We start from the raw sequence: 18,975 nt of genomic DNA, 5'->3' as shown, positions 1-18,975 counted from the left end.
TTGTGATTACAGAAATACCATGGCTGTACTTATATACTGCACCAGCGCAATCTTGTACCCGGTAGTGAACTTTATAGACTGGCTGTTGTGATTTTTGTGCTGCTCGATGAACCTTTTGTACTTGGTTACAGAAAATTCAGGCGGTTTTGCAGCCACTTCAGGTAGTTAAATGTTGTAGACGGCTTAACGACTGGCCTAGCGCAACCCAATTACAAAATCTGCGCAATTCGCTGATGCCGTCTTAATCCGTGATACTTTTGTCTCCTATGCAGCACCCACTTTCGCTTTACAATACGCTCACTCGCCAGAAAGCCCCATTTGAGCCCCTCAACGCTCCTTTTGTGGGGGTGTACTTGTGCGGCCCTACGGTGTACAACGAGGCCCACATTGGCAATGCCCGGGGCCCAGTGGTATTTGATGTGCTGACGCGTTACCTGCGCTTTTTGGGCTACACGGTGCGCTACGTGCGCAACATCACCGACGTAGGCCACCTGGAAGGCGACGCCGATGAAGGGGAAGATAAAATTGGCAAGATTGCCCGGGCCCGCAAGGTTGAGCCTATGCAAGTGGCTGAGGGCTATACCAATCTGTATGAAGACCACGTAGCAGCTCTGGGCTGCTTGCCGCCCGATATTACGCCCCGCGCCAGCGGCCACATTATTGAGCAGATTCAGATGATTGAAGAAATCATCCGGAATGGCTTTGCGTATGAATCTAATGGCTCAGTGTACTTTGATGTACCCGCCTATAATGCTGCGGGCCGCAACTACGGCAAGCTTTCTAACCGCGTGGTAGAAGAGCTGCTGGCTGGCTCGCGCGAAAACCTGGCCGGGCAAGATGAGAAGCGCAGCCCCCTCGACTTTGCGCTGTGGAAACGGGCCGATGAGCGCCACCTCATGCGCTGGCCCTCCCCCTGGAGCGACGGTTTTCCCGGCTGGCACCTGGAGTGCTCGGCCATGAGCCGCAAGTACCTCGGCGACGAGTTTGACATTCATGGCGGTGGCCTAGACCTGATGTTTCCGCACCACGAGTGCGAAATTGCGCAGAGCCAAGCGTGCAACCACCCCACCAATGAGGCGCGGGTGTGGATGCATAACAACATGATTACGGTGAATGGCCAGAAGATGAGCAAGTCGCTGGGCAACTTCATCACCATCAGTCAGCTGTTTGAAGGCACCAACACCACCCTGGCCCAGGCCTACTCGCCCATGACGGCGCGATTCTTCCTGCTGCAGGCGCACTACCGCAGCACCGTAGATATTACCGACGAAGGTTTGCAGGCGGCTCGTAAGGGTTACCGCAAGCTCATGAATGGCCTGCGTCTGCTCGATAAGCTCAACGAAGCCAGCCTCTCACCGGAAGTAATCAAGAGCCGCACCGTAGAACCCCTGACGGAAGGCCAGGCCCCCGACACCACCAAGGGCGACGCGGAGTTGCGCAAACTGGTAGCCGATTGCTTTGCAGGCCTGAATGATGATTTAAATACGGCTAAGGCTATTGCCAGCTTGTTTAATCTGCTGCGGAAGCTCAACGGCTTCTTCGCTAACCTGGCCACTCTGGCCACGGTAAGCGCCGCCGCACTGCAGGAAGCCACTGAGGCGTACCGAGTTCTGGTGACAGACATTCTAGGCCTGGTAGATGAGCCCCGAGCTAAGGCCGAGGACCTGCTGCGCCTGACGCTGGAGTTTTATCAGGAAGCCAAAGTCACGAAAGCCTACGATAAGGTTGATCAGATTAGGGCCGCGCTCAAAGAGCAGGGCATTGTGGTAAAAGACACCAAAGCCGGCATCGACTGGGCCTACAGCGAAGAGTAACTTAGTTGCCTAAAGCTCCAGCTTTGGGCCTCGTTGAACGAGCAGCAATGCGCCGGTGCAACGAGCAACGTTCAACGTCAGCCACGAGAGCGAAGCTGGAGCTTCGCACTGTACTTGCTTCTCCCTCATGAATCTCATTCGTCTTGCCCCTGTCGCCCTGGCTTCGTTGTTGCTGCTCACGGCTTGTCCGGAGAAGAAAAGCACCACCGAAACCACTGCCGCCACGGAGCAACCCAGCACGCCCAAAGCACCGGCCTTCAATGCTGATTCGGCTTACGCCTACACCGCCAAGCAGGTAGCATTTGGGCCACGCGTGCCCAATAGCCCCGCCCACGTGAAAGCCGGCGACTGGATTGTGCAGAAGTTTAAGTCGCTAGGCCTATCGGTGAAGGAGCAGCCATTTACGGCCATGGCGTTTGATGGCAAGATGCTGCGCTCCCGCAACATTATTGCCCAATACCAGCCCCAGGCTGCCCGGCGCATTGCCATCTTCACGCACTGGGATACCCGCCCCTTCGCCGATAAGGATAAGACCAATAAAAACGCTCCTCTCGATGGCGCTTCAGATGGAGCCAGCGGTGTGGGCATTGCCCTGGAAATGGCCCGTGTGCTGGCCGCCCAACAGGATAGCCTGGCCCCCGGAGTAGGAGTTGACTTTATCCTGTTTGACTCTGAGGACTACGGCTACGACAGCAGCACCCAGGGCGAGAAGGAAAACCTGCTGGCCCGGCAAGAAGCAAATGGCCAGTCAAGCTGGTGCCTGGGCTCGCAGTACTGGGCCAAGAACATGGTGCCGGCCAACTATAAGCCTAGCTATGGCATCCTGCTGGATATGGTGGGCGCCAAAGACGCTAAGTTCAGCCGCGAAGAACTCTCGCGTCAGCAGGCCCGCGACGTGGTGGATAAAGTGTGGAACACAGCTTCCCAGCTCGGTTTCTCCGACTTCTTCCTCTTCAACGACAGCTACGGTATTACCGACGACCACGTGTACACCAACCAGGCCGGCGTGCGCACCATCGACATCATCGACCACGTGCCCGTCGGCGACGAGTATTTCCCAGCCTACCACCACACCACCCAGGACAATATGAGCGTCATTGATAAGCGGACGCTCAAAGCCGTAGGCCAAACCGTGCTGACTACTATTTACGGCGAGTAAACCTGATTTTAAAAATATGAAAGCCCCAACAGCAGAAGCTGTTGGGGCTTTTTGATAGTACGGCTCTAAGTTATCTTCTAGGCCAGTAGCTTATAATACACCACCGTGGGCTCTAGTTCTCCGCTGCCCACGCGGGCAAAGGCCGGAATAGTACCCGCCGCGGTGTAGCCGAGCTTCTGATACAAGAGCTCCGATGGCTCGCCTTGCAGCGTGTCCAGCACGAGTGTGGTGCGGTGGTGCTGGTAGGCTGCTTCTTCAATAGCCAGCATTAGCTGCTGCGCAATTCCCTGGCGCCGGGCCTGACTGTGCACAAGCAGTTTAGAGACTTCGGCACGGTGCAGGCCATTGGGCTTAGTGGCTAGGTCAAGCTGCACAGTGCCTACTACCTTGCCGTCCTGCTCCGCCACCAATAGCACACGGTGCCCGTTGGCCACGGCCACCATTACGTCGTGCCAGTAGGCCAGGGCTGGCTCCAAGGCCAGAGGCGGCAAATATCCCACAGAAGCGCCGCCCTCAACGGCATCCTGTAGCAGGTGGGCCAGTATGGGCAGGTGTGGTTGAATTTCAGCTTCAGTCAGCATCCGAATAGAAAATACACGTTGGCTCATGTCGGTAAATACAGAAGTGAAGTTGTGGCTCGCTGCGCAACCTCTGCAATGATAAGACACGAAACGATTTCCTTATGGCTTCCTATCAATAGCCCAGTGGCCTAGCCTGTGTGGCGAAAACAGGTTGGCACCTGTATGCAACAGGCCCTGGCAACTGCTTGCCAGGGCCTGTTGCATACAGGTGAACTACTACTTATTAAGTTATTGCTTAACTATTCTCAGGGTTTGGGGTGTTTCGCCTGAAAGGCGGAATAGGTACAGGCCAGCGGGCTGCCGGCTCAGGTCGAAAGTGGTGCGCTGGCTACCAGTAGGCTGGGTTATGCGCAAAACCTCCCGGCCCAGGGCATCCAGCACCACACCTTGGAGCGCAGTATGGGTTGCACTGGTGGTTACTAGCTCAAAGCGGCCCGAGCTGGGGTTTGGCACTACAGTGACGAGCGGCTGGCTGGTAGCAGCAGTTGTGGGCAGGGCAATGGCTTGGGCTGTTACGCCAAACGGCGAAAAGCTTGTGATACCTGTACGAGTAGCGCTGAAGGGGCCAGTACCGGCCGCGCCCAGTGAGGCGGCTGTCTGATCCCAGTTGCCGTTGTGGTAGTGGGCCACGAAAGCCCGCGCCGGATCGAAATCGGCGGTGGTGGCCGCTGTAGGCCACTGCAGGGTCATCGACACGTCGGAGTTGCCAGCTACTTCCTCGCTCACAAACCACGTTTTCTGCACCACACGGTGGGTAAGGGCAGCACCTACACCGTACTCTTGGGCATCATAGTGCGCATAGGCCTGGTCCGCCACCCGAACCTGGAAGACATCTTCGGAGCGCGGCTTAGACTGCCGTAGCGTGACGGGCAGGTAAACCTGGGCTGTGCCCACCGGGAACAGCACCGGCTGATCGTCGCTGCTTACCGTTTGGCGGAGTTGTCCGCTCCCGTCGGTGACTACATAGTTTGTGGGGTGAGTTTGCCGCAGGCGGGCCCCACGGTTAAGGGTTGCGTTGTACTGATGGAGGCGAAGCTGCGCGCCATCCAGCGTCAAGCTGCCATCAATGATAATGTTGCCGCCCAACGTTTTGGGCGCCTGGCCAGCCAGACGCAGGTGGCCGTAGTTGGCGGGCAGCACGGTCTGTTCTGCCTGATTGCCGACGTAAGCCACGGTGCTGTTCGGGGCCAATGCCCCGAGGCGGAATGTAGCCGGAGCAGTTGCTGCCGCCTCCCGAATGAGTAGCGTAGAGCCAGCCGTAACGTCGATGGGCGTCTGGATCAGGGTGTTGTTGGCGATGGTAAGGGAGGTCGGCTTTGATAAGGTTCCTACTACTACTTTCGAGTTGGCACCCGAAACTGCCAGGGCAGAAGCATCTACGTTGTTGCCAACCAGGTAGAACGTCTGGTTGTCGGCCGTAAAGCTGGCGGGCGACGTGCCCGTGCCGTCGGCGTTGCTTTTCCAGCTTGATAAACTACCGGTTTGGGTGGCAGCCAGGAAAAATGAGTTGGCTATGGGCGTTATCACTACATCGTCGATGCTCAGGCCGTTGCCATTTGTAGAGGAGTTCAGTACGTATTCCCACCGGATCATGATTTCCTGACCCGGTAGCAGTGCAATGTCGTCCAGGGTAACCTGACGCACGCGGCGGTTAGAGGGGGCGTTGCCGTCGCGACTGGACACTACGGTAGCTGTAGAGGGGGCTTCTACGGTTAGCGCCGGAATCGGCGTCCAGGTGCCCGCGTCCCGGTTAAGCGCAGCAATGGTATCACCCACCGCCGCTTTCAGGTAAGATACTCCTACCTGCGCCTGGTCTTGCCGCCCCGAGTTGTACCATTGCTCCATGGCGTACTGAATTTCCAGGTTGCGAATGGTAACCGACGAGCTATTGCGGAAGCGAATACCAACGTAGCCCGTAGCCGACACAATTTGAGTGCTGGCAATGCCGCCGAAAGCCCGGTCAGTACTACCTTCCGTCCCGAAGTGGAAATAATCAGCGGCCACGTTTGAGCCATCGTTGGCTGCTATGGTGGTGGGAGTATAGGTAGTAGGATAGCCAGCTGGCATCACGCCGGCATCGGCTTCGGCCAGGGCGTACACGCCCGGCAAGGTCAGGTTGTTGCGAAACGCAACCGTAGCCGGCAGACCATCGAAATTTTGTTTGTAAGGAGTTAGCGTATCATCGGTGAAAATATGCTGCGCCAAGCCATTGGTTGCTGTTCCCAGCAGCAAAGCGCCAATCCCCAAAGACAAACATCCTGCGTAGAGTTTTTTCATGCTATTTGATAGAAATAGTGCGAACTGCAAATTTGCATTATTTCTATCAAATAGCATATCTAAGCAACGGGTTTTACAGAGTGAGCTTAATGTTGCACTGGGTTTATTGGATATACTAAAATGTTTATCAATGATATGCTCATTTGATTTGACGAAATATGGACGATTGATAGGTAGGGAGGATGTATTAATAAATATGAATATTCTGTGTCAGTGTGGGAATGATTCTCATATGCCGGCTCACTATGGGAATGCGAATGCCGGAGCCAGTATCTACCTGTCTGTACACTGGCGCACGCGTTCCAATGAGATGGTGGGAGTTATCGGATTAACGTATTCAGAAAACAAAACCAGAAACGCACTGACACTGGCATTATCTGCTACGAGCCCGTTTTGCTGGTGCGCAGTGCCGCTATACTTACAGATAGCTGAGGTGCGCGCCCTTATCATTTACTACCAAACGGGCTTCGCGGCCACAGACAAGGGCCATGTTCTGGGGCTCGTGGCCTACGGGGAAGCCGTGTGCCACGGGGAAGCCGTACTTACCCGCGTAATGGTCGATGATTTCGTTGGGTGTCTGGCCGTACGGAATCATATTGTCTTGGGGGTTGGTGAAGTGGCCCACGAGCAGGCCGGCCAGGTTCTGGAGCTTGCCAGTGCGGTCGAGGTGCACCATCATCCGGTCAATAGCATAGAGGTACTCGTCGATGTCCTCCAGGAACAGGATGCGGCCGGCAGTGGGGCAGTCGGAGCGGGTGCCGGTGAGGGTTTGAAGCAGGCTCAGGTTGCCGCCCGTCAGCTCGGCGGTGGCCACACCAAAGCGGTTGAGCGGATGCGCCGGAACCGTATAAGTCACTTCCTCTCCGAACAACGCCCGCCGCAAGCTCTCCAACGATTCTTCGCCCGCCTCCTGATGGAAAAGCATGGGCATCACCCCATGGATGCTTTGGTGGCCTAGCGTCAGTAAGTGGCTGTTGAGGGCCGTAATATCAGAGAAGCCCGCTACCCATTTAAGGTCTTGGGCGAAGCGGGAAAAGTCAATGCTGTCGATGATGCGCGTGGTGCCGTAGCCCCCACGGGCCGACAGGATGGCCCGGATGCTGGGGTCGTCGAGCTGGCGCTGCAAGTCGCGGGCGCGTACCTCATCAGTGCCCCCAAATTGGTGCTGGGCGGCGGCGGTGCTTTCGCCCAGCACTACCTCCAGGCCCCAGCTTTGCAGGGTGGCAACGGCCGCAGCCAGCTCCTCGGGCGAGGCTTTTCGGGCGGTACATACAATGGCTACTTTATCGCCCTGGCGGAGTGGGCGCGGCGCAGTGGCTGCCATAGATATAGAGGTAAGAAGCTTGATATAGACAAACCTACGCAACCTGCGCGGCCGAAGCGAAACATAGCAGCGTCAGAATATAATATGGGTTGAAAGAGTTATGTAATTCCTTGAATTAGTTTAATTTAAAGTATGAAACACCTCTTCACGCTCCTTCTCTTCTTATCCATAGCAGTACTAACCGAGGCCCAAACCCGGATTGATACCACGGGTGGCCGGTACTACAAACCCCTCTTCAGCAACGTGACGCGCTCAACGCTGGCCTACGGAGCCGCTGTAAATTATCTGGGCAATACCGAGTCGCTGAGCCTGGATTTGTATCAGCCGGATGGCGACACCGTGAGACGCCGACCACTGCTGATATTTGCGCACGGCGGCGGCTTTGTTTCCGGCAACCGGTCTGATCAGGACGTAACGGAGCTGTGCAACCGGTTTGCCAAAATGGGCTACGTTACGGCTAGTATTGATTACCGGATCGTGTTTCTGCCCTTTGATACCATTAATCTGGGGCGGGCAGCTATTCGGGCAGCGCAGGATATGCGCGCGGCCGTGCGCTTCTTCCGTAAGGATGCCGCCGCCTCAAAATCCTACCGCATTCATTCCGACTTTATTTACGTAGGCGGAACTTCGGCCGGGGCCGTTACGGCGCTGGAAACGGCGTATCTGGACAAAGACGCCGAGGTGCCCACATATATAGGCCTGGCAGGCTTAGGTGGCCTGGAGGGCAGCAGTGGCAACCCCGGCTACTCCAGCAAAGTCCGTGGAGCTATTAACCTCAGCGGTGCCCTCGGCAGCCCCACCTGGATAGAGGCCGGCGACGTGCCCTTCGTGAGCCTACACGGCACCAACGATGCCGTTTTGCCTTACGCCGGCGGCAAAGTAGGCAGTTTGCTACCACCCCTGAAGGTATACGGTAGTGCGCCGCTGCATACGCGGGCTCTGGCCGTGGGCGTGCAAAACCCATTCTACACTTTTAAAGGAGCCGGCCACGTGCCCTTCTCTGGCACTACGGCGGCCCAAGTGGCCTACATGGATACCACAGTGCGCTTCGTGCGAGATTTTCTGCGTCCCTTGTTGCGGCAACCCAGCATTGTTACGGCCAGCAAAGCCAGCACTAGCCCGCCGCTACTGCAGGCCTACCCGATACCCGCCACCTCCGCAGTACGCCTGACCTGGCCTACAGGGGCGGCTCTCCGGCCCGCCGCTGTTGAATTACTGGATGCTACGGGCCGCGTGGTGCGGCGCCTGCAGTGGGAGCAACCTGAGTTGCGCATTGCCCGCGAGAACCTCCGGGCCGGCACGTACTTTCTGCGGGCAGAAGGGGTAGGCGCCCGCCGCGTGGTGTTTGAATAAGCCTCAAAAAAAGCAACCTGGCGGCGTGCAGCGCGAAACTTTGTTTCGTGATGGGCACAGGAGGGCTGGCTTGGTGGTCAAGCGGGACACTCGCTTCACTCGTCGCGAGACGGGGTTTCGCGCTACTATTGGCTGCAGTCTGCTCAGCTCCATGTGGCAGGCAGGCGCTGGCTTTGCTGGCAGGCCAGGCAGTGGCTTACGCCGTATCTTTGCAATAGGCAGCGCGCAACAGGCTGCAACACACTGATTCTGGCATGAAGTATTTCGGGGTGCTGGCTGTGCTAGCAGCACTTTTTTTAGTCCCATTAATGGGTCGGGCGCAAATTGACACCACGCGTGGGCGCTATTATCAGCCGCGCTTCCGGCAAGTGACGGTGCAGCGGGAGGTGGCGTTTGCCCAGGTTACTACCTTCCTCGGCCGGGCGCAGACTCTGTACATGGATGTGTACCAACCCGCCGGCGACACCGTGCGCCGCCGGCCGCTTATTGTGCTGGCGCACGAGGGCGGCTTCCTGACGGGCACCCGCGATGATGCCGTCATGACGGCCCTCTGCACACGCCTGGCCCGGCTGGGCTACGTTACGGCCAGCATTGATTATCGGCTCTATTTCTTCCCATTCGACACCGTGGGTATTGGTCGGGCCGCCGTTCGGGCTACCCAGGACATGCGGGCGGCCATCCGCTTCTTCCGCCATGATGCCGCCACGGCCCGCAAATACCGGGTGCATCCGCAATATATTTTTGTGGGCGGCAGCTCGGCTGGTGGCTTCATGTCGCTACTCACGGCCTACATGGATAAGCCCGCCGAGGTGCCCGCCTACCTTGGCCTGGCTGACCTGGGTGGCCTGGAAGGCACTGGCGGCAACCCTCGCTACAGCAGCCGCCCGCGAGGGGTGGTAAACATGTGCGGGGCCCTAGCCGACGTGCGCTGGCTGCAGCCTGGTGATGTTCCTGTCTGCAACATCCATGGCACCCGCGACGGCCTGATACCCTACGGTAAAGGGCATGTGGGTACCCCATTGCCGGCCCAGCGAGTGTACGGCGGCGGGGCCATTAGTGCCCGCGCTACGGCCGTGGGCGTGCCCAACGTACTACGGCGCTTGCGCGGGGCCGGGCACGTGCCGTACTCCGTGGAGCCCGTGTATCTGGATACGGTATTCACCGCTACCCGCGACTTTCTGCGGCCGTTACTCGGGGCTGGGGCGCCGGGCCCGTTGCTGGCCGCCGCCCTGAAGCCCCAGCCGCGAGCGGTAGCTATGTTGGCGCCACGCCGGATACAATTGATTAAGCCGCCTTTGCCGAAGAGCGGGCAGGTACCAGTGGTTAGTGTTTCTCTAGTTGCTGCTCCCAGTGGTAGCCAAACAGCCCCGGCAGATTCTAGCGAAACACAGTCGGCCAGGCCACCTGAACCTAGCTTGCCGCCCACTGGGCCCGGCTCCCGCCCCAGATGATGCCCCGGCACCCACTAGCAGACCCCGGTAAAGCCCGTTTGCTTTCAGCCGGGAAACGCCGGCGAGGCAGCCCATGAAGATCTGACAGTTCTCCGCAAAGTTGAAGAGATCTTCCTGTTACAAAATGCTACGAGCCTGCCGCGCGTGTTTCCGCAGTTTGTATCGCACGTTACAACGTTAAGCGCCTGGCAGCTCAGGTGCTAGCCTACCAGATAGTACCAGCCTTCAGAGGAACAAATAGGGCCGCGCGGATACTATAAACCGAAAGACCCCTACTCAAATGGGATTGAGTAAGGTCTTCTATAAGGAGCCTATCAATAGAGATAGAGTACTAAAATGACTCCTCCTCTACCACTGCGGCCACGGCCGTGCTGATGGGGCGCAGCTGCCCGGTACGTACCACGAAGGCCCCGTACTTGCGCAGGGTGTCGCGGTGGCGGATAAGGTTTTCCAGGGCCACGTAGCCTACCACGTACTCGTCCTCGTCGGCTTCTTCCGAAATCTCGCTGAAGTCGAGCAGGTCGATGAGGCGGTCCTCGTCGGTGCGCAGGTAGATTTCCACTTCCAGGTCGGAGGCGTAGGCCGGGGCACCTGCCCTGGCCTTGGGATACTGGTAGGCAAAGCCTTGGCGTAATGCGGCCAGATCGGCTAGCACGGCTGAGCCGGTGGGGTGCCCACCGGCCCCACGGCCGCGCAGAAACTGCTCGCCCGCAAAGTCGGCCTCAATTACCACCCCGTTAAACTCATTATCCACGGAGTATAGCGGCGAATCCGGGCCTACGAGCTGCGGGGTTACCAGCGCCGTTACGCGGCCATCGGGGAGGCGCTGTAGGCCCGCTACTACTTTGATTTTCTGGCCTAGCGTGGCGGCAAAGGCAATATCCACGGCGCTGATGCCTTCAATGCCCAGGTTCAAGACCTGCTCTGGTTGTAGGAAGGCCCCGTAGGCATGCGCGGCCAGCAGCACCGCCTTGGAGCGCGGGTCAAAAGCGCCCATGTCCAGCGACGGGTCAGTTTCAGCGAAGCCCTTGGCCTGGGCTTCCGCTAGGGCCGGGGCGTAGTCCGAAGAATCCTCGCCCATGCGGGTGAGCACGTAGTTAGAAGAGCCGTTGAGGATGCCCGTCAGGCGGCGTAGGGGCTCGGCCCCAAAGTAAGCGTCCAGGGTCCGGATGACTGGAATGCTGCCGCACACGGCCGCTTCATATAATAGAGTGCCCTGGCCTTCACGTTGCAGCTGCACCAGTTCGGGGAGGTGGCGGGCCAGCATGGCTTTGTTGGCCGTAACTACCCGGCGGCCGCGGCGCAAGGCGGCCGCCACCAGCCGGAAGGCCTCTTCGGCATCGTCAATTACCTCTACCAGTACGTCCAGGGTGTCGTCGGCTAGCAGAGCAGCGGCGTCAAACTCAAACCGGTTGGCGGGCAAGGTTCGCTCTTTAGTCTGGTTCTTTACTACAATGCGGCTGATGTCGAAGCCCGTTTCTGGCCGTTTTTGCAGGATATCGTACAGGCCCTGGCCTACGCAGCCAAAACCAATCAGGCCCACGCGCCACGGCCGCGCAGCTGAGGTGGAAGGGCTAGATAGAGAGTTGAGGTGCAGGTTGGCTGACATAGCTTGGCGCGTAAAAACGTTCGAGGAAGTGCGTGATTTGGGCGGTTTCAATCAGGAAGCCATCGTGGCCGTACTGAGAGCCCATTTCGGCGTAGAGGGCGCCCTGAATATGCTGGGCCAGCAGTTGCTGCTCGCTGGGTGGAAACAGCACATCGGAAGTAATACCGATTACCAGGGTGCGCGCCCGAATGCGCCCTAGGGCAGCTTTTACCCCGCCGCGCCCCCGGCCCACGTTGTGCGAGTCCATGGCTCTGGACAGGGTGACGTAACTGTGGGCATTGAACCGCGCCACGAGCTTGTCGCCCTGGTAGCGTTGGTAAGAACTGGCCCGGAAATCAGTGAGTACTGATTCGTTGGGCTCGGTCTGGGCTAGGTCGTAGGCCTCATAGCTGCGGTAGCTCAGCAGGGCCACGGCGCGGGCGGCCCGTAGGCCAGCCGCGCCGCCATCGGGCGTTGCGGAGGTGTAGGTTGGGTCAGCCTGAATAGCGAGGCGCTGGGCCTCGTTGAAGGCAATGCCCCAGGCTGAGTGCTGGGCGCTGGTGGCCAGCAACACTAAATTCTCGAACAGCTCAGGCCGTTGAATAGCCCACTCAACTGCCTGTTGGCCGCCCAGTGAACCACCAATGAGGGTATGAATGCGCGGCAGGGCCAGGTGTTCCCGTAGGGCTTCGTGCGCCGAAACCAGGTCGCGGATGGTCAGCAGGGGAAATTGCTGGTAGGCCACCTCTTCGGTTTCGGGATTAGGGGTAAGCGGGCCGGTGCTGCCATAGCAGGAGCCCAGAATATTGGCGCAGACGATAAACCAGTCGGCGGGGTCAAAATGGGTGTCTTTCCCGAACAACCCTGGCCACCAGCTCAGCACATCGGCGTTGGCCGTGAGGGCATGGCACACCCACACCACGTTGTCGCGGGAGGCATTCAGGTGCCCGTAGGTGTGGTAGGCCACTTCCACGTGCGGGAGCACGGCGCCGCTTTCCAGCCGCAGTGGCCTAGGCAGCCGGAATATTTGTTGGTCGAAATCTGACATACTTCCAAAGCAAAAAATAGTCTGGGCTAGAGGCTCACCTCCTTAAAAAGTAGTTGAATGCCGTTCTAGCTTTCCAAAGCCCGCGGGCTGAGCCAGTAGACGCGCTGGCTCAGCCCCGGCTATGGGCGGGCAGCTGGTTTCAACGGATTCCTCTCTCACAAAAAAGCCGTTGAGCTGCCCGCATTACGCCCGCTGAAGGTCAAGGCCTGGCTGCTTCCCACGAAGTAGCTGCCAGATGCTCAACCCCTCTCTTGGTTTAGACCTCCAGCGTAGCGGCGTGTTCAGGCTCCGGCTCGGGCAGCAGGGTGCTGGCATCGGCATCGGAGGTTAGGGGAGCGGCGATGCGCACGGCGTCAAACGCCTGCTGCAGGTCGGCCCGGATGTCTTCAAAGTGCTCAATACCCACCGACAGGCGCAGCAGCGTAGGCGTTACACCCGCTGAAATCTGTTCCTGCTCGGAGAGCTGCTGGTGCGTGGTGGCCGAGGGCTGGATGATGAGCGTTTTGGCGTCGCCTACGTTGGCCAGATGGCTGATGAGCTTCAGGTTATTAATGAACTCGGTAGCGGTTTCCTTGCTGCCTTTGATGGCGAAGGTGAGCACCCCGCCGTAGCCGCGCTTCAGGTATTTCTGGGCCAGCTTATGGTAGGGGCTGCTGGCTAGGCCAGGGTAGTTCACGGCCTCTACTTGTGGGTGCTGCTCCAGCCAGGTAGCCACGCGCAGAGCGTTTTCTACGGTGCGCTCTACGCGCAGGCTCAGCGTTTCAAGGCCCTGAATCAGCAGGAATGAGTTGAATGGGCTCTGCGACGGACCAAAGTCGCGCAGGCCTTCCACGCGGGCCCGAATGATGAAGGCAATGTTGCCGAAGGGGCCGTTCTTGCCGAATACATCATTAAAGACCAAGCCGTGGTACCCTTCGGAGGGCTCCGTAAACTGCGGGAACTTGCCGTTGCCGAAGTCATACTTGCCACCGTCTACAATTACGCCCCCAATACTGGTGCCGTGGCCGCCAATCCATTTCGTGGCCGACTCTACCACAATGTGGGCGCCGTGCTCCAGGGGGCGGAACAAATAGCCACCCGCGCCAAATGTATTGTCCACGATGAGCGGCAGGTCGTGCTTATCGGCAATGGCGGCAATGCGCTCGAAGTCAGGAATGCTGAAGCTCGGGTTGCCGATGGTTTCCAGGTAAATGGCCTTGGTGTTCTCGTCGATCAGCTTCTCGAACTGCTCGGGCTGGTCGCCGTCGGCAAAGCGTACTTCAATGCCCAGGCGCTTGAACGCTACCTTAAACTGGTTGTAGGTGCCACCATACAGGTGCGAAGTAGCCACAAAGTTGTCGCCGGCCTGCAGAATGTTGTTGAGGGCAATAAACTGCGCCGCCTGCCCCGATGATACCGCCAACGCCGCCACGCCACCTTCGAGCGCGGCAATGCGCTGCTCAAATACGTCGGTGGTGGGGTTCATCAGGCGGGTGTAAATGTTGCCAAACTCCTTCAGGGCAAACAGATTAGCGCCATGTTCCGCGTTCTTGAAAACGTAAGAGGTGGTTTGGTACAGTGGCACGGCGCGGGCACCAGTTACGGGGTCAGGCTGCTGGCCGGCGTGGAGTTGAAGCGTCTCGAAGTGGAAGTTTGGCGTTGACATGACGGTCTGGTCTGTAAGGAGTTATCGTAGGAAGAGGAGAAAGCAAATGCTCGGGTGTAGTGGCCACGATGAGGCGTAGCGGAAACCGCTCAAAACCCGCTAGATACAGCGGTTAGGATGCGGTGGGGCCCAGCGAGGTGGCCTAGGTGGCGCAACCAGTCGGGGGCAATATCAGGAAGAGGAGGGAGGAGTTGTGAGGAGTCGGCTTACAGGCAGCGACTAGCTACAGCAACAACAAGCGCTACAACAGCAGCGCATTCGCATTCGCGCGGCAACGTGAGCGGCCACCAGTGCGGTGGGGGCAACACAAAAAACCATCGGCGAGACGGCATGCAGCAAGGCAGCCGGGGCAGATGGGTTCACAAGGGCGAAAGCGAGGGTGTTTTCCATGGCACTCTGAGTTATATGCCCCGCCAGCAAAAGCTGGTCGGGCAGGAATTGGCACCTTTCGCGCGGTCGAAGGTTGCCAGCGGGTCAGGGAGCCTGTTCTCTCGCCGCTTCTGTATAAATCCTATGAAAACTACTCTGCCGCGAGCAGAGGAGTACCGTGTTGGTGTTGCAAATGTATAGCCGGTTTTGATATTTGCAATAGGTTGGCAAAATATTTTTTTTTCAGTAGGCAGTAGTGGTTCATGCCTGCCGTTGAATAATAGGCATATGGCGTAAGTGTTTAAAAATGAGCTTAGATAGATAGCAAAGGCTATGTGGCAAGCAAAGAAAACTGTGTGCTGTAGCAGTTGTAATGGCGGCGTACTTTCGGAAACCGCGTCAATACTTCTTGGATAGCACTCGGAATTTGCAGCCCTTAGCGCACGAAAAAAGCCACCTTAATACAAAGTGGCTTTTTGTATAATTCTAATAAGTCAGAGTGGCTTACAGCTTGGGTAGTGTTAAGACCTGGCCTACCTCAATATGGTCGGGGTTAGAGCCAATGGTGCTCTTGTTGGCATCATAAATCTGGTGCCACTTGGCGGCATCACCGTAGTGGTGCTTGGCAATTTTGGAGAGCGAGTCGCCGCTTACTACGGTGTACGTGTCGCCTTGGGTAGCGGTGGGCTGAGCAGCCGCTTGGTTGCTGTTACCGAAAAAATCAGTAGCGCCACCAGCTGCTGGTTTGTTAGCGGGTTCTACTGGTTTTTTATCGCCATCATTAGAAAGGAAATCGAACAGTCCCATATCGAATGCAAGTTTAGAGTGAGGGGGAAAGGGCCGGCTATCAAGCAGATGCAGTGAACCGATACCAGGGTCTTACGCCTGAGCTCACAATAAGTTGTATGGCTACAGTTGAGCTTACACCAAAGGCGAACATCTTGGTAAAGGCCACCGTAGAAGCGCTGTAGCTGAACTTTCTCCATGGGCCGTACCCTACGTGTTGCAGGCCTTTTCACTTATCTCCCTATTCTCATGAAAACTCAATCTCTCACCCTGCGCTATCTGGCCAGCCTGCTTATGCTGCTCGCCATGTTTACTACTTCTTGCGGTAGCAATGAAGGCAAAGTAGAAGGCGTAAATATGCTTTACGGCAAAGACAGCAAGGTCTGGAAAACGGATAAAGAGCTGGACGCGAGCGGCGACAAAGTGAAGCAAACCGACGCTCAGGAAGATGAGCGGATTACGTTCTTCGCCAACGGCCAGTATAACATGACCTCGCCCAATGGTGCCACTAATGGCAAGTACACCTTCGACCAGACCGGTAAAACCATCACCATGACGCCCGATGGTGGTGCCGAGAGCAACACCTTCAGCGTAGTTACCCTCACCGATGATAAGCTGACGCTGAAAGCGCCTAACGGGGCTGAGCTGCGCCTCGAAAACGAGTAGCCCGAAGGCTACGCCTAAAGATGCTAGAAAGCCCTTCTGCTGTTAAGTAGAAGGGCTTTTCTATGCCTTATGTAGCTCAGCAGGAGGGAGGTTTTGCCGAATGAGTGGTTCTTATTCAAATCTATTCTTTCACCGGCAAGCAGCCAGCGGTACCCTGCCGCTGCATAATTCCCTTCTTCTTCTACTATGGAACGCTATAACAACCTTAACAAACAGTACATCAACGGCCACTGGAAAGATGGCAGCGAAGATGACCGCATTCAGGACATCAATCCTTTCGACAACTCCGTGTTACTCGATATTAGGTGTGCTGGTCTGGGCGAGCTGGACGAGGCCTACGAAGCGGCTCACCAAGCCGCCAAAACCTGGAGCGCCACCCTGCCCCAGGAGCGCCGCGACATTCTGCTGAAAGCCGCCGCCATTCTGGAGGCTCGCAAAGATGAATTTGCTGAATGGATTGCGAAAGAAGCGGGCGGTGCCCACGCGAAAGGTGAGATAGAAGTAATGCTGGCCCGCGAGGTTATTCTGGAAGCCTCCTCATTTCCCAGCCGTATGCACGGCCAGATTCTGGCCTCCAGCACCCCGGGCAAGGAGAGCCGGGTGTACCGCAAGCCACTGGGCGTAATTGGCATTATCAGCCCCTGGAACTTCCCGGTGCACCTTTCCATGCGGTCCATTGCTCCTGCCCTGGCTTGCGGCAATACCATTGTGGTAAAGCCCGCCTCACAAACGCCCGCTACGGGTGGTACGCTGCTAGCCAAACTATTTGAGGAGGCGGGGGTGCCGGCCGGCGTATTCAACGTGGTGGTAGGCAAGTCGTCGGTTATCGGCGACCCGTTTGTGCAACACCCCATCCCCAAAATGATTTCCTTCACGGGCTCCACGCCGGTAGGCCAGAACATTGGCAAGCTGGCCGGCGAAGGCCTGAAGAAAGTAGCTCTGGAACTGGGCGGCAACAACGTGTTCATCGTGCTGGAGGATGCCGATATCGACCAGGCCGTGGCCGGGGGCATGATGGGCAAGTTCATGCACCAGGGTCAGATTTGCATGGCCATAAACCGTTTCCTGGTGCACGAAAAGGTATATGATGAATTCCGCGACAAGCTGGTGGCCCGCACCAAAGAGCTAAAAGTGGGCGACCCGCTGCAGCGCGAAACCGACATCGGTCCTCTCATTGATGAGAAGCAGGTAAAGCGCATTCAGAAGGATGTGGAGGAAAGCATTGCCCAGGGTGCTAAGCTGGAGTTTGGTGGCCAGGCTGAGGGGGCAGTGCTCTACCCCACGGTGCTTTCCCAGGTGCGCAACGATATGCCCATCGCCCAGAATGAAATCTTTGGCCCCGTCGCCGCTCTCATTCCTTTCAAGGACGATGAGGAGATGCTGCGCCTGGCCAACGAGCTGAACTTTGGCCTGAGCGGTGCCCTGCATACCCGCAACGTGGAGCGCGGCGTGCAGCTGGCCCGGCAGGTAGAAACCGGCATGATTCACGTGAACGACCAAAGCGTGAACGACGAGCCCAACGCGCCCTTCGGCGGCGAAAAGGAATCGGGCATGGGCCGCTTCGGGGGAGAGTGGGTAATTGAGGAAATGACCCGGGTGCAGTGGGTAACTGTGCAGCACACCCCACGGGAGTATCCTATTTAACGCTGCTGCTTGATAGTAGAAATTAAAGAGCCCGTCATGTTGAGCTTGTCGAAGCATGACGGGCTTTTATGATTAAGCCAAACTGTGTCTAGGCCAGTGGTCCGCGCTCAGCATCAGTGCAGAATTTCTTGGGCTTGCTTCTTGCCGAAGATACGGGTGATCCAGCGGGGTAGGAAGATGGCGCCCAAAACCAAATAGAGGTAATACGTCACGATGCGGTAGAGCAGCACCATAAAGTTGGTCATGGTGGGGGTGCCGATGAACTTGCCGAAGAAGGTAGGGAAGGCGCCCTCGGCAATGCCGGCTCCGCCGGGCGTAATGGCAATCAGCAGAATAACCTTATACGTGAGGTTACGCCCGAAAATCAGCCAGAACTCCGCCCACGTAACGTCAATAAACGCCGAAATAAGGCAGCCAATAACCAGGTAGCGCGCCGTCCAGACGAAGGCCGTGCTCAGTGATGCTCGCAGCCAGTAGGCCAGTCCGTTGCCGCGCAACTGCGCCGAGGCCAGCACCAGCTCGTTACCGTGCTGGTACGCCTTATTGCGCCAGCGCCGCAAGCCCGCAATAGAAAACAGCTTAATAAACAGCCGACGCACCGACCGGGGGTTTACGAAGATGGCGTACACCATGAGAAAGGCGTACGCCGACACGAATACGTAGCTCGCAATAAAGGCCACCCGCAGCGTAGCCACTAGGCCACCCTGCAGCGCCTCGTGGGGGTACAGGGCATCACCCCCAATAAGTACCACCAGCGGCACCGCCAATACATAGTAGAGGTTGTCGAGCATGGCCGTAGCCATAATGTAGGCCACTGACTTGCCCAACGGAATGCCCTCTTTGTGCAGCAGTACCGGCGCAACGGCCGTTCCACCCACCGCCGATGGCAGTACGCACGACGAAAATTCCCAGATCATAATCACCTCGAGGCTGGCGCGCCAGCTCAGTACTTTCTGGGTGAGGTAGCGGATGCGGTACACGTAGCCCGCGTCGCGGGCCACCAGCACCACGGCCATAAGCAGCAGCCACACGGGCTTGGCATTGGCCAGGGGGGCCAGGTCGCCGGGCTTGTAGCTGCGCCAGAACATGAAGCCCACCACGCTCAGCCCAATGAGAACCGGCAGAATGATCCGAGAGGGGCGAAGCTTATGGAGCAGCTGCTGTTCCTCGTTCTGCGGTTCCGTGAGCTGGGGCATGGGCAAAAGGACTTAGGTGGGCGGGTAAAGGTACGGATTAGTGTAAGCGAGGATATTAAAGTGCCGTTAATTGC

14 protein-coding genes and 1 riboswitch are annotated in these 18,975 nt (G+C 57.6%); of the genes, 6 read left to right on the top strand and 8 right to left on the bottom strand.

The features are described 5' to 3' along the window. Positions 1-266 precede the first annotated feature (266 nt). Positions 267-1,814 (top strand): cysteine--tRNA ligase, encoded by a 1,548-nt coding sequence (gene cysS, locus HMJ29_RS04640; RefSeq protein ID WP_171590374.1) that lies wholly within the window; start codon positions 267-269, stop codon positions 1,812-1,814. A gap of 127 nt (positions 1,815-1,941) precedes the next feature. Beyond that, positions 1,942-2,973 (top strand): M28 family peptidase, encoded by a 1,032-nt coding sequence (locus tag HMJ29_RS04635; protein WP_171590373.1) that lies wholly within the window; start codon positions 1,942-1,944, stop codon positions 2,971-2,973. A gap of 77 nt (positions 2,974-3,050) precedes the next feature. On the opposite strand, the gene HMJ29_RS04630 is transcribed toward HMJ29_RS04635, so the two are convergent. From HMJ29_RS04630 to HMJ29_RS04620, 3 genes are all read right to left on the bottom strand, one after another. Continuing rightward, positions 3,051-3,581, bottom strand: coding sequence for a GNAT family N-acetyltransferase (locus HMJ29_RS04630; protein ID WP_171590372.1), 531 nt, complete (start codon positions 3,579-3,581; stop codon positions 3,051-3,053). Positions 3,582-3,782: 201 nt separating this feature from the next. Further along, positions 3,783-5,831 (bottom strand): T9SS type A sorting domain-containing protein, encoded by a 2,049-nt coding sequence (locus tag HMJ29_RS04625; protein WP_171590371.1) that lies wholly within the window; start codon positions 5,829-5,831, stop codon positions 3,783-3,785. A 418-nt stretch (positions 5,832-6,249) separates the two neighbouring features. Then, complete coding sequence (locus HMJ29_RS04620; RefSeq protein ID WP_171590370.1) at positions 6,250-7,155, bottom strand: S66 peptidase family protein; 906 nt, start codon at positions 7,153-7,155, stop codon at positions 6,250-6,252. Between the two features lie 132 nt (positions 7,156-7,287). On the opposite strand from HMJ29_RS04620, the gene HMJ29_RS04615 reads away from it, so the two are divergent. Both HMJ29_RS04615 and HMJ29_RS04610 read left to right on the top strand, forming a co-directional pair. Next, positions 7,288-8,508, top strand: coding sequence for an alpha/beta hydrolase fold domain-containing protein (locus HMJ29_RS04615; RefSeq protein ID WP_171590369.1), 1,221 nt, complete (start codon positions 7,288-7,290; stop codon positions 8,506-8,508). 308 nt (positions 8,509-8,816) lie between these two features. Continuing rightward, positions 8,817-9,959, top strand: coding sequence for an alpha/beta hydrolase (locus HMJ29_RS04610; protein ID WP_171590368.1), 1,143 nt, complete (start codon positions 8,817-8,819; stop codon positions 9,957-9,959). A gap of 331 nt (positions 9,960-10,290) precedes the next feature. On the opposite strand, the gene HMJ29_RS04605 is transcribed toward HMJ29_RS04610, so the two are convergent. The 4 genes from HMJ29_RS04605 to HMJ29_RS04590 form a co-directional block, all read right to left on the bottom strand. Then, positions 10,291-11,568 (bottom strand): homoserine dehydrogenase, encoded by a 1,278-nt coding sequence (locus tag HMJ29_RS04605; RefSeq protein ID WP_171590367.1) that lies wholly within the window; start codon positions 11,566-11,568, stop codon positions 10,291-10,293. Beyond that, the gene (gene metX, locus HMJ29_RS04600) at positions 11,534-12,595 is read right to left on the bottom strand and encodes a homoserine O-acetyltransferase MetX (protein WP_171590366.1); all 1,062 of its coding nucleotides are present in this window, start codon (positions 12,593-12,595) and stop codon (positions 11,534-11,536) included. The genes HMJ29_RS04605 and metX overlap by 35 nt, the downstream gene beginning before the upstream one ends. Positions 12,596-12,851: 256 nt before the next feature. Beyond that, a complete protein-coding gene (locus HMJ29_RS04595; protein WP_171590365.1) occupies positions 12,852-14,240 on the bottom strand; it encodes an O-acetylhomoserine aminocarboxypropyltransferase/cysteine synthase family protein in 1,389 nt (462 codons plus the stop codon). A 398-nt stretch (positions 14,241-14,638) separates the two neighbouring features. Beyond that, a riboswitch (SAM riboswitch) is annotated at positions 14,639-14,751 on the bottom strand. Between the two features lie 362 nt (positions 14,752-15,113). Next, positions 15,114-15,416 (bottom strand): LysM peptidoglycan-binding domain-containing protein, encoded by a 303-nt coding sequence (locus HMJ29_RS04590; RefSeq protein ID WP_171590364.1) that lies wholly within the window; start codon positions 15,414-15,416, stop codon positions 15,114-15,116. A 228-nt stretch (positions 15,417-15,644) separates the two neighbouring features. Here HMJ29_RS04590 and HMJ29_RS04585 point away from each other — a divergent pair, with 228 nt between their 5' ends. Both HMJ29_RS04585 and HMJ29_RS04580 read left to right on the top strand, forming a co-directional pair. Further along, positions 15,645-16,061: a lipocalin family protein gene (locus tag HMJ29_RS04585; protein WP_171590363.1), complete on the top strand. Its 417-nt coding sequence runs from the start codon at positions 15,645-15,647 to the stop codon at positions 16,059-16,061. A 186-nt stretch (positions 16,062-16,247) separates the two neighbouring features. Beyond that, a complete protein-coding gene (locus HMJ29_RS04580; RefSeq protein WP_171590362.1) occupies positions 16,248-17,705 on the top strand; it encodes an aldehyde dehydrogenase family protein in 1,458 nt (485 codons plus the stop codon). A 113-nt stretch (positions 17,706-17,818) separates the two neighbouring features. Here HMJ29_RS04580 and HMJ29_RS04575 read toward each other — a convergent pair whose 3' ends face one another. Next, on the bottom strand, positions 17,819-18,901 hold the full coding sequence (locus HMJ29_RS04575) for a lysylphosphatidylglycerol synthase transmembrane domain-containing protein (RefSeq protein WP_171590361.1): 1,083 nt from the start codon (positions 18,899-18,901) through the stop codon (positions 17,819-17,821). Between the last annotated feature and the right edge of the window lie 74 nt (positions 18,902-18,975).

It is taken from the genome of Hymenobacter taeanensis, assembly GCF_013137895.1.
GTDB lineage: Bacteria > Bacteroidota > Bacteroidia > Cytophagales > Hymenobacteraceae > Hymenobacter > Hymenobacter taeanensis.
This window is presented reverse-complemented; position numbering and strand designations above follow the sequence as displayed.

Bases quoted from the DNA above. Each gene is read 5' to 3' on its own strand.
- cysS (WP_171590374.1), top strand. From the start codon at position 267: ATGCAGCACCCACTTTCGCTTTACAATACGCTCACTCGCCAGAAAGCC.
- HMJ29_RS04635 (WP_171590373.1), top strand. From the start codon at position 1,942: ATGAATCTCATTCGTCTTGCCCCTGTCGCCCTGGCTTCGTTGTTGCTG.
- HMJ29_RS04630 (WP_171590372.1), bottom strand. From the start codon at position 3,581: ATGAGCCAACGTGTATTTTCTATTCGGATGCTGACTGAAGCTGAAATT.
- HMJ29_RS04625 (WP_171590371.1), bottom strand. From the start codon at position 5,831: ATGAAAAAACTCTACGCAGGATGTTTGTCTTTGGGGATTGGCGCTTTG.
- HMJ29_RS04620 (WP_171590370.1), bottom strand. From the start codon at position 7,155: ATGGCAGCCACTGCGCCGCGCCCACTCCGCCAGGGCGATAAAGTAGCC.
- HMJ29_RS04615 (WP_171590369.1), top strand. From the start codon at position 7,288: ATGAAACACCTCTTCACGCTCCTTCTCTTCTTATCCATAGCAGTACTA.
- HMJ29_RS04610 (WP_171590368.1), top strand. From the start codon at position 8,817: ATGGGTCGGGCGCAAATTGACACCACGCGTGGGCGCTATTATCAGCCG.
- HMJ29_RS04605 (WP_171590367.1), bottom strand. From the start codon at position 11,568: ATGTCAGCCAACCTGCACCTCAACTCTCTATCTAGCCCTTCCACCTCA.
- metX (WP_171590366.1), bottom strand. From the start codon at position 12,595: ATGTCAGATTTCGACCAACAAATATTCCGGCTGCCTAGGCCACTGCGG.
- HMJ29_RS04595 (WP_171590365.1), bottom strand. From the start codon at position 14,240: ATGTCAACGCCAAACTTCCACTTCGAGACGCTTCAACTCCACGCCGGC.
- HMJ29_RS04590 (WP_171590364.1), bottom strand. From the start codon at position 15,416: ATGGGACTGTTCGATTTCCTTTCTAATGATGGCGATAAAAAACCAGTA.
- HMJ29_RS04585 (WP_171590363.1), top strand. From the start codon at position 15,645: ATGAAAACTCAATCTCTCACCCTGCGCTATCTGGCCAGCCTGCTTATG.
- HMJ29_RS04580 (WP_171590362.1), top strand. From the start codon at position 16,248: ATGGAACGCTATAACAACCTTAACAAACAGTACATCAACGGCCACTGG.
- HMJ29_RS04575 (WP_171590361.1), bottom strand. From the start codon at position 18,901: ATGCCCCAGCTCACGGAACCGCAGAACGAGGAACAGCAGCTGCTCCAT.